This is a genomic window from Pseudoflavonifractor phocaeensis, assembly GCF_016901735.1.
In the GTDB taxonomy this organism is placed as follows: domain Bacteria; phylum Bacillota; class Clostridia; order Oscillospirales; family Oscillospiraceae; genus Pseudoflavonifractor_A.
On the sequence record NZ_JACLZC010000032.1, the window covers coordinates 19,670 to 32,745 of the forward strand.

Annotated in this window: 11 protein-coding genes, 1 pseudogene and 1 other annotated feature; of the genes and pseudogenes, 1 reads left to right on the forward strand and 11 read right to left on the reverse strand. The window is 62.7% G+C overall.

The window, feature by feature from the left end:
* Nucleotides 1-6: 6 nt before the first annotated feature.
* The 4 genes from H7U37_RS08455 to H7U37_RS08470 all read right to left on the reverse strand — a co-directional run bounded on the left by H7U37_RS08455 (nucleotide 7) and on the right by H7U37_RS08470 (nucleotide 4,831).
* The gene (locus H7U37_RS08455) at nucleotides 7-234 is read right to left on the reverse strand and encodes a hypothetical protein (RefSeq protein ID WP_204875082.1); all 228 of its coding nucleotides are present in this window, start codon (nucleotides 232-234) and stop codon (nucleotides 7-9) included.
* A gap of 91 nt (nucleotides 235-325) precedes the next feature.
* Nucleotides 326-2,302, reverse strand: coding sequence for a methionine--tRNA ligase (gene metG, locus H7U37_RS08460; protein ID WP_204875084.1), 1,977 nt, complete (start codon nucleotides 2,300-2,302; stop codon nucleotides 326-328).
* Nucleotides 2,299-3,144: a hypothetical protein gene (locus H7U37_RS08465; RefSeq protein ID WP_204875086.1), complete on the reverse strand. Its 846-nt coding sequence runs from the start codon at nucleotides 3,142-3,144 to the stop codon at nucleotides 2,299-2,301. The genes metG and H7U37_RS08465 overlap by 4 nt, the downstream gene beginning before the upstream one ends.
* 91 nt (nucleotides 3,145-3,235) lie before the next feature.
* A complete protein-coding gene (locus H7U37_RS08470) occupies nucleotides 3,236-4,831 on the reverse strand; it encodes an ABC-F family ATP-binding cassette domain-containing protein (protein ID WP_204875088.1) in 1,596 nt (531 codons plus the stop codon).
* Between the two features lie 106 nt (nucleotides 4,832-4,937).
* Here H7U37_RS08470 and H7U37_RS08475 point away from each other — a divergent pair, with 106 nt between their 5' ends.
* Nucleotides 4,938-5,762, forward strand: a complete 825-nt coding sequence (locus H7U37_RS08475; protein WP_204875090.1) for a putative RNA methyltransferase — start codon at nucleotides 4,938-4,940, stop codon at nucleotides 5,760-5,762.
* A gap of 78 nt (nucleotides 5,763-5,840) precedes the next feature.
* On the opposite strand, the gene ileS is transcribed toward H7U37_RS08475, so the two are convergent.
* From ileS to H7U37_RS08510, 7 genes and pseudogenes are all read right to left on the reverse strand, one after another.
* Nucleotides 5,841-8,639, reverse strand: a complete 2,799-nt coding sequence (gene ileS, locus H7U37_RS08480) for an isoleucine--tRNA ligase (protein ID WP_204875092.1) — start codon at nucleotides 8,637-8,639, stop codon at nucleotides 5,841-5,843.
* 53 nt (nucleotides 8,640-8,692) lie between these two features.
* Nucleotides 8,693-8,919 (reverse strand) — a binding site (T-box leader).
* Between the two features lie 78 nt (nucleotides 8,920-8,997).
* Nucleotides 8,998-9,795, reverse strand: a complete 798-nt coding sequence (locus H7U37_RS08485; RefSeq protein WP_204875094.1) for a DivIVA domain-containing protein — start codon at nucleotides 9,793-9,795, stop codon at nucleotides 8,998-9,000.
* 43 nt (nucleotides 9,796-9,838) lie between these two features.
* Complete coding sequence (locus H7U37_RS08490) at nucleotides 9,839-10,333, reverse strand: cell division protein SepF (protein ID WP_204875096.1); 495 nt, start codon at nucleotides 10,331-10,333, stop codon at nucleotides 9,839-9,841.
* Nucleotides 10,334-10,404: 71 nt separating this feature from the next.
* Nucleotides 10,405-11,109, reverse strand: coding sequence for a YggS family pyridoxal phosphate-dependent enzyme (locus H7U37_RS08495; RefSeq protein WP_204875098.1), 705 nt, complete (start codon nucleotides 11,107-11,109; stop codon nucleotides 10,405-10,407).
* Nucleotides 11,110-11,142: 33 nt separating this feature from the next.
* Nucleotides 11,143-12,408: a biotin/lipoyl attachment domain-containing protein gene (locus H7U37_RS08500; RefSeq protein ID WP_204875100.1), complete on the reverse strand. Its 1,266-nt coding sequence runs from the start codon at nucleotides 12,406-12,408 to the stop codon at nucleotides 11,143-11,145.
* A gap of 39 nt (nucleotides 12,409-12,447) precedes the next feature.
* Entirely contained in the window at nucleotides 12,448-12,714 is a 267-nt protein-coding gene (gene hfq, locus H7U37_RS08505; protein WP_204875102.1) for an RNA chaperone Hfq, read from the reverse strand.
* A gap of 113 nt (nucleotides 12,715-12,827) precedes the next feature.
* A pseudogene (locus H7U37_RS08510) lies at nucleotides 12,828-13,076 on the reverse strand (DNA mismatch repair endonuclease MutL); the annotation flags it as partial.

Sequence of the window (13,076 nt, forward strand, 5' to 3'; positions counted from 1 at the left end):
TCATTTTCATCCCATCAGGTGCAGCAGGAACGCCGCGCCCAGGGCCGCGGCGGCCGGGAGGTAGTCCTCCAGCCGGGCCGAGCGGCGGCTGAGGGCTCCGATGAGGAAATACACCCCCGCCACCGTCAGCACCACAGGCAGCACGCCGCACACCAGCGCCGCCAGCGGCAGCACCAGGGAGAGCACCGCCAGCAGCAGGACGACGCCCGCCGCAATCGTAATGGCCGTTACCATCGCATATCGCTCCTTTTTCGTTTGGTTGAGAAAAGGATAGCATATGCCGGTAAAAGAGGAATAAAAGAAAGATGAAAAATAGATTAAGACTTCAGCAGAGCTTGGCGCCGGCGGGAATGGCGTCATCCAGCATGATGAGGTGGAGCTTCTCCTGCCCCTGCTCGGTGTGGACGGCGGACAGGAGCATCCCGCAGCTCTCCTGACCCATCATCTTGCGGGGAGGCAGGTTGACAATGGCGGCCAGGGTCTTGCCGATGAGGGCCTCCGGCTCATAGTACATGGCGATGCCGGAGAGGATCTGACGGTCCGTACCGGTGCCGTCGTCCAGGGTGAACTTCAGGAGCTTATTGGACTTTTTCACCTTCTGGCAGTCCTTCACCTTCACCACCCGCAGGTCGTTTTTGCAGAAGGTGTCGAAGTCCACCGGCTCGTCCAGCAGGGGCTCAATCTCCAGCGGCGGCAGGGCGGCCTTCTTGGCGGCCTCGGCGGCCTCCTCCAGCTCCTGGAGGGCCTTGTCCAGGTCCACCCGGGGGAAGAGGTTTTCCCCCTTGGACACGGCGGCGGTGTCGCTGAGGCTGCCCCAGACGCCGGCGCTCTCCCAGGTACGGCAGCCCTCGCAGGCGCCGATCTGCCCAAAGAGCTTGTCCATGCTCTCCGGCATGAAGGGGGTGAGAAGGACGGCGCAGACGCGGGTGGCCTCCAGAAGGTTGTACATCACATGGGCCAGACGCTTGCCGTTTGCCTCCATGTCCTTGGCCAGGGCCCAGGGGGCGTTCTCGTCGATATACTTGTTGGCCCGCTGGATGACCTTAAAGACCTCCTCCAGGGCCTTGTGGGGGGCGTAGGCGTCCATGGCCTCCTGGTACTTGTCCCGCAGGTCCTCGGCCATGGCCTTCAGGTCGGCGTCGGCGTCGGTGGGGGCGTCCCACTGGGCGCAGCCTTCCGGCAGCTGGCCGCCGAAGTACTTGCCCACCATGGCGGTGGTGCGGCTCACCAGGTTGCCCAGGTCGTTGGCCAGATCGGTGTTGATGGTCTGGATGAGCAGCTCGTTGGAGAAATTGCCGTCGGAGCCGAAGGGGAAGGTGCGCATCAGGAAGAAGCGCAGGGCGTCGGTGCCGAATTTTTCCGCCAGGATATAGGGGTCCACCACGTTGCCCTTGGACTTGGACATCTTGCCGCCGTCCAGCAGCAGCCAGCCGTGGCCAAAGACCTTCTTGGGCAGGGGCATCCCCATGCTCATGAGCATGGCGGGCCAGATGATGGAGTGGAAGCGGACGATCTCCTTGCCCACGATGTGGACGTCGGCGGGCCAGAAGTCCTCGTAGTCGTCGTACCTGTCATTGAGGAAGCCCAGGGCGGTGGTGTAGTTGAAGAGGGCGTCCACCCACACATAGACCACGTGGCCCGGGTCGAAGTCCACCGGCACGCCCCAGGTAAAGGAGGTGCGGGAGACGCACAGGTCCTCCAGGCCGGGCTTGATGAAGTTGTTGACCATCTCGTTGACCCGGCTGCGGGGCTCCAGGAAGTCGGTGTTCTCCAGCAGGTCCTGAATCTTATCGGCGTACTTGGACAGGCGGAAGAAGTAGGCCTCCTCCTGGGCGTCCTGCACCTCACGGCCGCAGTCGGGGCACTTTCCGTCCACCAGCTGGCTCTCGGTCCAGAAGGACTCGCAGGGCTTACAGTACTTGCCCTTGTAGGTGCCCTTATAAATGTCGCCGTTTTCGTACATTTTCTTGAAAATGCGCTGGATGGCGGCCACATGGTAATCGTCGGTGGTGCGGATGAAGCGGTCGTTGGAAATGTTCATCAGCTTCCACAGGTCCAGCACGCCCCGCTCGCCCTCCACGATGCGGTCCACGTACTCCTTGGGGGAGACGCCGGCCTCCTTGGCCTTGTCCTCGATCTTCTGGCCGTGCTCGTCGGTGCCGGTGAGGAACATGACGTCATAGCCCTGGAGGCGCTTGTAGCGGGCGATGGCGTCGGTGGCCACGGTGCAGTAGGTGTGGCCGATGTGGAGCTTATCGCTGGGGTAGTAGATGGGGGTGGTGAGATAGAACTTCTGACTCATTGGGTGATATCCTCCCTGTTTGAAGATTCTGCTTGGGGCTCCTCCTGGGGCAGGGGGCTGCGGTGGGGCTGGCCCTCGGTGCGGAGGAGGAGGAAGGCCGCCGCGCCGGCGTAGAGCAGCGCGCCGGCGTAGAGCAGCAGGGTGGGGCCGTCATGGCTGTCGGCCAGGGTCGTGAGGGTGAAAAATACGGTGAGCAGGGCGAAGAACAGAGTGCGGCCCGTCTTTTTTTGCTTGGCAAAGCCAAAGCTGGCCACATAGTATGCGGTGAGCAGGGCGCAGATGATGGCCAGCAGCTCATAGATGTAGTCCTGTACCACCGGGTCGGCGGCGCGGCTCTGATAGGCGGCCGCCAGCCACAGGCAGAAGAGATAGCCCGGCGCCAGCAGGGGCAGGGGGTATTTGCCCGCCGGCTCTCCCCGGTAGCTCTGCCGGCCCAGATAGAGGATGGCCGCCGCCGCCAGCACCGACAGCACCGACTGCACCAGACGGGTCACGGAGAACACCGCCTCCCGGAACACAAAATGGAGCAGCAGGTTCCACAGGCCGGAGGCGGCCATGAGGAAGGCGCTCAGCACCAGCGCCATCAGGGGCAGCTGATCGCCTTTCGCGGCGAAGGCCTCGTCATAGCCGCCGGGGAAGGCGTAGTGGGGGCCCCGGGCCAGCACCAGGAAAAAGAGGGCGGCCAGCACCGACAGCACCGCCAGGGCGATGGTGGCCGGCATCCAGGGCGTGACCAGGCCGGTATCCGGCTCGAAGGCGGTGGCCAGCTCCCACTTGCGCAGACCGAAGCCCGCCAGCCCCAGCACCAGGGCAGAGAGGGACGCGAGTACTTCTTTTCGCATAATCAGCATCCTTTCCGGATGAAAATGGTACAAGGGTCATTATAACACAGCTTGCCCCAATAGGCAAAAAAAGCTTACCGCAAAGGGGCGTTTACTGGGCGCTCTGGCTCTCCAGGTACTCGTCGTAGGTCATGCGGCGGTCAACGAGCTTGCCGTCGGGGGTAAAGTCAAAGATACGGTTGGCCACGGTCTGCACCAGCTGGTGGTCGTGGGAGGAGAAGAGCACGTTGCACTTCACCGCCGACAGGCCGTTGTTCACCGCGGTGATGGACTCCAGGTCCAGGTGGTTGGTGGGCTGATCCAGCAGCAGCACGTTGGCCCCGGAGAGCATCATCCGGGAGAGCATACACCGCACCTTTTCGCCGCCGGAGAGAACCTTGACGCTCTTGTAGACGTCGTCGCCCGAGAAGAGCATCCGGCCCAGGAAACCCCGGAGATAGCTCTCATGGGGATCGGGGGAGAACTCCCGCAGCCATTCCACCAGGTTCTCGTCGTGGCCCTCGAAGAAGGCGCTGTTGTCCTTGGGGAAGTAGGAGAAGGTGGCGGTCTGGCCCCACTTCACGGTGCCCTCGTCGGGCTCCATCTCGCCGGTGAGGATCTTGAAGAGGGCGGTGTGGGCGTTTTCATTGTCTCCCACAAAGGCGATCTTGTCGTCGTGGCTCACGATGAAGGACACCTTGTCCAGCACCTTGACGCCGTCGATGGTCTTGGACACGTCGCTTACAAAGAGGATGTCCTTGCCCACCTCCCGCTCGGGGGAGAAGGCCACCCATGGATAGCGGCGGGAGGAGGCGGGCATCTCCTCCACGGTCAGCTTGTCCAGCAGCTTTCTTCTGGCGGTGGCCTGCTTGCTCTTGGACTTGTTGGCCGAGAAGCGGGAGATGAACTCCTGCAATTCCTTGATCTTCTCCTCGTTGCGCTTGTTCTGGTTCTTGATGAGGGACTGCACCAGCTGGGAGGACTCGTACCAGAAGTCGTAGTTGCCCACATAGAGCTTGATCTTGTTGTAGTCGATGTCCACAATGTGGGTGCAGATGGTGTTGAGGAAGTGGCGGTCGTGGCTGACCACGATGACGGTGCCCTGGAAGTCCAGCAAAAAGTCCTCCAGCCAGTTGACGGCGTTGATGTCCAGGTTGTTGGTGGGCTCGTCCAGCAGGAGGATGTCGGGATTGCCGAAGAGGGCCTGGGCCAGCAGCACCTTCACCTTGAGGCGGGCGTCCAGGGTGGCCATGTCGTTGTAGTGGTACTCGGTGCCGATGCCCAGACCCTGAAGGATACGGGAGGCGTCGCTCTCGGCCTCCCAGCCGCCCAGCTCGGCGTACTCCTCCTCCAGCTCACAGGCCCGGATGCCGTCGGCCTCGGTCATCTCCTCCTTGGCGTAGAGGGCCTCCTTCTCCTTGCCGATGTCGTAGAGGCGCTGGTTGCCCATGATGACGGTGTCCATCACGTTGTAGGCGTCATAGGCGTTCTGGTTTTGCTTGAGGACCGACATACGGGTCTTGGGCAGGATGGAGACCTCGCCCTTGGTGGGCTCCAGCTGGCCGGAGAGGATTTTCAGGAAGGTGGATTTTCCCGCGCCGTTGGCGCCGATGATGCCGTAGCAGTTTCCCTTGGTGAACTGGAGGTCCACATGGGAAAAGAGGGGCTGACCGCTGTACTGCAAGGTCAGGTCAGAGACGGTGATCATATGCAAGCTCCTTTTTTATCTGAAAAAATGATTACAATCCTAGACATGATACCATATCTTCCGGTAAAATGATAGAGAAAAAAAGCCGAAAAGGAGTTTATGCGCCATGAGTCTTTTTCGCTGCCCCGTCTGCCGGTCGCCGCTGGTCCGGGAGGGGCGTCAATACCGCTGTCCCGCCGGCCACAGCTATGACATCGCCCGGGAGGGCTACGTCCATCTTCTGCCCCCCAACCAGAAGCACTCCAAAGCGCCGGGGGACGACAAGGAGATGGTATCCGCCCGGGTGCGCTTTCTGACGGCGGGGTATTACGCGCCCCTCCGGGCGGCCCTGGAGGAGGAAGCCGTGCGCCATTCCCCGCCGGGGGTGCGTCTCCTGGACTCGGGCTGCGGCGAGGGCTATTACACCGCCGGTATCGCCCGGGCCCTGCGGGAATCGGGCAAAGGGCCCGAAATCGCCGGCATTGATCTCTCCAAGGCCGCCCTCCGCCACGCCGCCCGGCGGGACAAAGAGACGGAATTTGCCGTGGCCTCGGCCTACCATCTGCCGGTGGCCGACGGCAGCATCGGCCTGATCGTCAACTGCTTTTCCCCCATGGCGGCCGCGGAGTTTCTGCGGGTGCTCCGCCCGGGCGGACGGCTTTTGTATGTGGTGCCCGCCCCGGACCACCTGTGGGAATTGAAGGCGGTTTTGTATGACACCCCCTATCCCAACCCGGAGGAGAGTATCCGTTACCCCGGGTTTTCCACATCGGGGGAGATAAAGGTGGAAAACACCGTCCCCATCACCGACCACGAGGATCTGATGGCCCTCTTCCGCATGACCCCCTACTGCTGGAAAACCCCCAAAGCGGGGGTGGCCCGGCTGGAAGGGCTGGACCGGCTCACGGTGCGCGCCTCCTTCCGGGTGCTGGCCTTTCAGAAGGAGGGGTAACCGGCGCGGGCGACCATGCAAAAAACCGCCGGATCGTTCAAAACGGTCCGGCGGTTTTCGTATCATCAAAACGGGAAATTACTTGCTTTCCACCACGGCGGCGCAGCGGTCGCACAGCTCGGCATGATGGCCCTCGGTGCCGATGTGCTCGTTGTGGTTCCAGCAGCGGGGGCACTTGGGGGCCTGGGAGAAGCGCACGGCGATGGTGCAGGGCACCAGGCACTCGCCGCTCTCCTCGCCCTCGATGGAGCCGGTGGTCACCTCCACCTTGGACACGATGCACAGGGCGGCCAGATCCACGCCCTCCAGGAAGGCGGCGTCCGCGGCGGACACGGACAGGGTAACCTCGGTGTCCTGGGCCTTCTTAAAGACGCCGGCGGCCCGGGCGTTCTCCAGGGCCTTGTTCACCGCGTCGCGGAGAGACACCAGCCGCTTCCACTTGGCGCCCTCCTCCTCGTTGAGGGTGAGGGCCTGGTTGGCGGCGGGCATATCGTTGAGGAGGACGCTGGAAGCGTCCACATCCTTGGCGTGGCGCATGGCGTGCCAGATCTCGTCGGAGGTGAAGGCCAGGATGGGGGCGATGAGGCGGGTCATGCCGTCCAGGATGACATACAGGGCGCTCTGGGCGGAACGGCGGGTGAACACGTCGCCGCAGTAGAGGCGGTCCTTGATGATATCCAGATAGAAGTTGGAAAGGTCGATGACGCAGAAGTTGTACACCGCGCGGTAGACGCCGTGGAACTCGTAGCGGTCATAGGCCTCCCGCACGGCCTTGACCAGGGCGTTGTACCGGTCCAGGGCGTAGCGGTCCAGGGACTCCATCTGCTCCACGGGCACCGCGTCGGTGTCCGGGTCGAAGTCGCACAGGTTGCCCAGCATATAGCGGGCGGTGTTGCGGATCTTCAGATAGGCCTGGGAGAGCTGCTTCATGATGTCCTTGGAGATGCGCATATCCTGGGTGTAGTCGGCGGAGGCCACCCACAGGCGGAGCATATCGGCGCCGTAATCCTTGATGACCTCCTCGGGGCCCACGGCGTTGCCCAGGGACTTGTGCATGGCCTTGCCCTCGCCGTCCACGGTCCAGCCGTGGGTGATGATCTGCTTGTAGGGGGCCACGCCCTTGGTGGCGATGGAGGTCAGCATGGAGGACTGGAACCAGCCCCGGTACTGGTCGCCGCCCTCCAGGTACACGTCGGCGGGGAAGTGGAGGTAATCCCGCTCGTCCAGCACGGCGGCGTGGGTGGAGCCGGAGTCGAACCACACGTCCATGATGTCGGTCTCCTTGGTGAAGTGGGTGTGGCCGCACTTGGGGCACTTGAGGCCGGCGGGGACCAGCTGGTCGGCCTCTTGGTCAAACCACACGTTGGAGCCGTGCTCCCGGAAGAGCTGGGCCACATGGGCGATGGTCTCGGGGGTGACGATGTCCTGCCCGCACTCGGCGCAGTAGAAGATGGGGATGGGCACGCCCCACACCCGCTGGCGGGAGATACACCAGTCGTTGCGCTCGGTAATCATGGAGGTCATGCGCTCCTTGCCCCAGTCGGGCTTCCACCGGATGGTGTCGCAGGCGTCCACGGCGGCCTGCTTGATGGCGTCCACGGAGCAGAACCACTGCTCGGTGGCCCGGTAGATGATGGGGTTCTTGCACCGCCAGCAGTGGGGGTAGGAGTGGGTGATCTTCTCGCTGGCCAGCAGGGCGCCCATGGCGGCCAGGTCGCCGGGGATGGCCTCGTTGGCCTCGGCGTAGTAGCGGCCGTTGTACTTCTCGTCGGTCATGACGCCCTTGGCGTTCACCGGCACCGGCACGCCGATGTGGGTGAGGCCGGCCTTGTCGTACTGCTGGCAGATGGCGAAGTCCTCGGCGCCGAAGCCGGGGGCGGTGTGGACGCAGCCGGTGCCGGCGTCCAGGGTGACGTGGTCGCCGTTGAGAATCACGCTCTCCCGGTCGAAGAGAGGATGGGTGGCGGTCATGAGCTCAAATTCGCTGCCCTTCAGGTTGGCCAGCACCCGGCAAGCGCTGTAATCAATGCCGGCGGCCTTGCACACCCCCTGGGCCAGGGCCTCGGCCAGAATATAGATCTCGCCGTTGGGGACCTGGAGGAGGATATAGTCGATGTCGGCCCCCAGACAGATGGCGAAGTTGCCGGGAATGGTCCAGGGGGTGGTGGTCCAGATGACGAAATACATCTGGGACAGATCGCCGTACTGGGAGAGCTTGGCCTTGTCGTCCCGGACGGGAAATTTCACAAAGATGGTGGTACAGGGGTCGTCCTGATACTCGATCTCCGCCTCCGCCAGGGCGGTCTGGTCGTGGGGGCACCAGTAGACCGGCTTCATGCCCTTGTAGATGAAGCCCTGCTCGGCCATCTTGCCAAAGACCTCCACCTGCTTGGCCTCAAAGTCGGGGGTGAGGGTCAGATAGGGGTTATCCCACTCGCCCAGCACGCCCAGGCGCTTGAACTGCTCTCTCTGCTTGTCCACAAAGGACAGGGCGTACTCCTTGCACTTTTCCCGGAACTCGCTGGTGGTGAGCTCGTCCCGCTTGACCTTCTTGTCCCGCAGAATGGCGCTCTCGATGGGCAGGCCGTGGGTATCCCAGCCGGGCACATAGGGGGCGCAGAATCCGGTCATGTTCTTCTCTTTGACGATGATGTCCTTGAGGATCTTGTTCAGGGCGGTGCCGATGTGGATGTTGCCGTTGGCGTAGGGAGGGCCGTCGTGGAGGACGAAGGTGGGCTTGCCCTCGTTGCGGGCGATCATCTTCTCATAGAGGCGGTTGTCGTACATGGCCTTTAACATGTCGGGTTCCCGCTTGGGCAGGCCGGCCCGCATGGGGAAGTCGGTCTGGGGCAGATGGACGGTCTGATTGTAATCCATGGGTGCAAAACTCCTTTGTTGGTTTTTGGTGCAAAAAAAGGACCCCTGTCTCTCAAAGAGACAAAGGTCCTTTTTAACCTCTGCGGTACCACTCTCATTGCCGCGCAAAAACGCGGCCGCTCAATGGCCGGTAACGGGGCCAGCCGTCCCCGCTTACTGTGGGTTCAGCGGGACGCTCCGAGGGGATATTCCGTCCGGGCGCCGCGCCGCCTTTCACCAAACCGGCGGCTCTCTGTATGCGGCAGCGTTCGGGGGAACGTGTCCTCATCCGTGCGTGTAGCTCTATGCACCTGTCAAACAGGGTGCCATTATCTTATGCGCTTTTCGGCGCAATGTCAAGTCCCGGCGGCAAAAACCGTTACTTTACCTCGTACTCCCGGCCGAACTGGAGGTTGGAGAAGTCGATGCGCTTGGTGGGGGCGGTGTCGTCCGGGTCATCCCAGTGGGGCCGGTCGTCGGTCTCGGTCTCGATGGGCTGACGGGTGGGGCGCTTATGGCGCTCTCCCTCGGCGGGACTCATGTTGAGCTCCATAAGCTCGGCATACAGTCCGCCCTCCTTCCGGTCCTCCACAGGCACCTCCACGGTGATCTTGGTTGCCGGGTCCTGCTGCTGGGCCGCGGAGGCGGCGGGCGCTTCCGGCGCGGGCGCGGCGGCGGTGGGAATGGGCGTAATGGGAGCCGCCGGTGCGGCGGGCGCCGGGCTGGGAACCATCATAGACAGGCCCTCCAGATACTCCAGCTCTCTGTGGTGGAGTTCCTTGAGCTTGGCCAGATAGGCGGCGGTGGACTCCTTGGCGGCGGCCAGGCGCTCTTCCTGCGCGGCGATCTCTTTGAGCAGAGCGTCCCGGCGGGTCTGGAGCTCTTCCTCCACGCCCCGCAGGATCTCTTCCTTCTGCCGCTCGGCCTGAGCCACCTGCTCCTCGGCCATCCGCTGGGCGGCAAGCAGCGTTTTGCGCATGGCGTCCTCGGTGGACCGGTATTCCTCTACTCTCTCCACCAGTACCTTTATCTTGGCTTTGAGCGCGGCGTTATCTTTATAGAGGGTGGTATAGTCCTCGGTGAGTACTTCCAGGAATTCGTCCACCATGACCATATTGTATCCGCCAAAGGTCGCCTTGGCAAAGACCTGATTGGAGACATCCTGAGGGGTCATCATGCAGCATTCCTCATTTCTCGGTGAAATAAAATCCGCTTATCGGTCAGAAGTAGAGACCGTTGTTCTCCAGCTCGTCGATCAGGTCACCCAGGATGTCCACATTGTAGGGGGTGATGATGTAGGTGGAGAGGGCGACTTTCTTGACCTTGCCGTCGTTGGCGTAGGCGGCGCCGGAGAGGAAGTCCAGGATGCGGCGGGCCACGTCCTTATTGGTGGACTCCAGGTTCAGCACCACGGTGCGCTTTTCCCGCAGGTGGTCGGCGATCTCGGCGGCATTCTCAAAGCGGTCCGGCTTGACCAGCACCACCTGGAGCTGGGTGGTGGTGTGGATATTGAGAACCTTATTGCTGCGCCGGTCGCTGTCTCCGCCGTAGGCGGGGGTATCGCTCTTCTTGGGCGCAGACTTGCTGCGGTCGCTGGACCGCCGGTCGCTGTAATCGCCGCGGCCGGTGTCCTCATACTCGTCCTCAAAGGCGGTATCGGCGTCCTCGTCCTCATAGGGCCGGGCCAGGCGTTTGATCTCGTCAATCAGTCCCATAGTTTCGTGTCCTCCTATCATTATCTCAGTCGGTCTTTTGGGGCGACCGTAGACGGATGTTCATGCAGGTCTCAGGGATGGAGGGGCGGTCTTGGGCCAAACAGGGCGGTTCCCACCCGCACCAGGGTGGCGCCGGCCCGAACGGCATCGGGGTAGTCTCCGCTCATCCCCATGGACAGGCAATCAATAACAGTTTTATTATTATCCATCTCTTCCCTTATGTCAACAAAAAGCTGATACATTCTGTCAAAAAAAGGTTGATTTTCACCGGGAATATTTGCCGCCGGCGGAATGGCCATCAGCCCCCGCAGACGGACGTGGTGCAGGGCGGCGGCCTGACGGGCCAGGGCGGGCAGGTCCGCGGGGGCCACGCCGCTCTTGCTCTCCTCGCCGCCCACGTTGACCTCCAGCAAAATATCCTGGACCAGCCCCATTTTTTCGGCCTGCTTTTCAATGGCCAGCAGCAGGTGCTCCGACCCCACCGATTCGATGAGATCCACCCGTCCCACCACGAATTTGACCTTATTGGTCTGCAAGTGTCCGATAAAATGGAGGGCGGCGCCCTCATAGGCGTTGTCCGCCAGGTGGGCGGTCATTTCCTGGACCCGGTTCTCCCCGCAGACGGTAATCCCGGCTGCAATGGCCGCCCGGATGGTGTCCGACGTCTGGACCTTGGTGGCGGCCACCAGGGTAATCTCCGCCGGGTCTCTTCCCGCCTCCCGGGCCGCCTGTGCGATCTTGTCCCGCACCGCCGCAATATTTTCCGCAAGCGCCATACGGCTTCCCCCTATCTCTTATCTTTTCTTATCTCACCCGATGACCATCCCGTCGTAGATCTCGGCCGAGGCCAGAATGATCTGGTCGCCGGAGCGCAAGGCGGTCTTGCTGCCGGTGTCGGTGGCCACCACGCAGTAGCCGTCGTCCTGGTAGAGGATATCCACCGGCTTGAACTCGGCCTGGGTGCCCACCAGAGCGTAGACGCCGGTCACATAGGTCTGGGTGGTCTGTCCTGTCTCCTCGTCGGTGGTCTCATTGGTCAGGACCCGGACGGCGTTGGCCGGTACCCGGATGCCCTCTATGCTCTCCTGCATGATCTCCACCGTCTGGCGGCGGAGGAGGGTGGTGTCGGAGAGGAAGTAGGCGGTGGACAGCACCAGGGTGACCTGTCCGTTTTCCGGGTCGCTGATGCGCTCCACCTTCATCTCCACCTCGCCGGCCCAGTCCCGGGAAAAGCGGACCGTTACCTTTCCGCCCGTATAAAAGCCCTCCGCGGCCTCCTGGGTCAGGTTGCATACGAAATACCAGGTGTCGTCGGTGATGAGCTTGCCCACGGCGCTGACCGAAGCGGGCTGCTGGTTTTCCAGGGCAAGCAGCCGGCTGGGGCTCATGTCGGAGAGCATGTCCGGCGTAACGACGCTCTCCCAGCCGTCCACCAGGCCGGAAAAGATGCCCGGCCGGTCCACGGTGATGTAGGTGGTATCCTGGCTGGCCTGACTCTGGAGGGCCGCTAACTCGGCGGCGGCGCTGCTCAGCCGGCTCTGCATGGCCTCCACGCCCCCCTCGTCCTGCCCGTAGGCGTCGGCCCGCTGATAGATGAGGGTGCGCAGCTCCAGGGCCTCGTCCTCCAGGCGGGTAAAGTCGCCGCTGGAGGATGAAATCTTCAGGGCGGTGATGGCGTCGATGATCTGGCGGTTGAGCTGGGCGTTATCGCTGACGGCGCCGGTGGCGTCCAGGGCGTACTGGAGCTGGGTGATCTCCTGCTCCAGGGCGGTGATGCGGGCGGCGCGGGTAATGGCGTCGCTGCTGTGATAGACCACCGCCACCGCAGCGCCCTTGGCCACCTTCTCCCCCTCGGAGTAGAGGAGCTCGGCGGTGCTGCTGTCGCCGGCGATCACCTGCTCCTCCCGCACCAGCAGTCCGGTGGCCTCCTGGGCCACGTCCACAGTGACGGCATAGCACTGCACCAGGCTATAGGGATTGGTGAGGGCGCCCGCCACGGTGGCCGCCAGATAGACCAGGATGGCGGCCAGCAGCGCCAGCATAATGATTCGGTTGATGGATTTTCCTTGCTTCATGGAGACCTCCCACGGCGGGGCAGGGAGGCGGTCCCGTGGTTACGGTCTTGCCTCGCTTTCCCCTCTGCGCCGGACGGCGGAAGCGTCCGGATGTACGTCCACCGGATGCTCCGGCGTAATGGTGGATATGGCGTGCTTATAAATGACCTGCTGTTTGCCGTCGGTGGTGACGATGACCACGAAGGCGTCAAACCCGGTGATCTGACCGCGGATCTGGTAACCGTTCATCAAAAACACGGTCACATTGGCCTTGGTCTGACGGGCGCGGAACAAAAACAGGTCCTGCAAATTGTTGATCTTGGGCATAACGGAAACACTCCTTTTTCTTTCTCGGGCCTGAGCGGCCCCGGTCTGTTTCCATCATAGCCATTTTGTGCTATATTTGGCGTCGCATCCTGTCGCCGTCCGGACTTTTTCCGTCAGCTGCGCTTGAATTGATGCTCCAGCTGCCGCCGTTCCAGCTCGATGGCCACCGGCCGGCCGTGGGGACAGCAGCGCACCGCGCCGCTCATCACCGCCTTGGCCACCCGCAAAAGCTCCTGGGGGTCGTTTTTCTGTCCCCCCTTGATGGCGGCCTTGCAGGCCATGGTGTGCATGAGCTCGTCCCGGGCGCTCCCGGGGTCGGCCCGTCCGGCGGTCAGGAGGGTCTGGGCCAGCTCCGACAGGGT

Coding starts and splice junctions, on each gene's coding strand:
- H7U37_RS08455 (WP_204875082.1), bottom strand. CDS start 234: ATGGTAACGGCCATTACGATTGCGGCGGGCGTCGTCCTGCTGCTGGCG.
- metG (WP_204875084.1), bottom strand. CDS start 2,302: ATGAGTCAGAAGTTCTATCTCACCACCCCCATCTACTACCCCAGCGAT.
- H7U37_RS08465 (WP_204875086.1), bottom strand. CDS start 3,144: ATGCGAAAAGAAGTACTCGCGTCCCTCTCTGCCCTGGTGCTGGGGCTG.
- H7U37_RS08470 (WP_204875088.1), bottom strand. CDS start 4,831: ATGATCACCGTCTCTGACCTGACCTTGCAGTACAGCGGTCAGCCCCTC.
- H7U37_RS08475 (WP_204875090.1), top strand. CDS start 4,938: ATGAGTCTTTTTCGCTGCCCCGTCTGCCGGTCGCCGCTGGTCCGGGAG.
- ileS (WP_204875092.1), bottom strand. CDS start 8,639: ATGGATTACAATCAGACCGTCCATCTGCCCCAGACCGACTTCCCCATG.
- H7U37_RS08485 (WP_204875094.1), bottom strand. CDS start 9,795: ATGATGACCCCTCAGGATGTCTCCAATCAGGTCTTTGCCAAGGCGACC.
- H7U37_RS08490 (WP_204875096.1), bottom strand. CDS start 10,333: ATGGGACTGATTGACGAGATCAAACGCCTGGCCCGGCCCTATGAGGAC.
- H7U37_RS08495 (WP_204875098.1), bottom strand. CDS start 11,109: ATGGCGCTTGCGGAAAATATTGCGGCGGTGCGGGACAAGATCGCACAG.
- H7U37_RS08500 (WP_204875100.1), bottom strand. CDS start 12,408: ATGAAGCAAGGAAAATCCATCAACCGAATCATTATGCTGGCGCTGCTG.
- hfq (WP_204875102.1), bottom strand. CDS start 12,714: ATGCCCAAGATCAACAATTTGCAGGACCTGTTTTTGTTCCGCGCCCGT.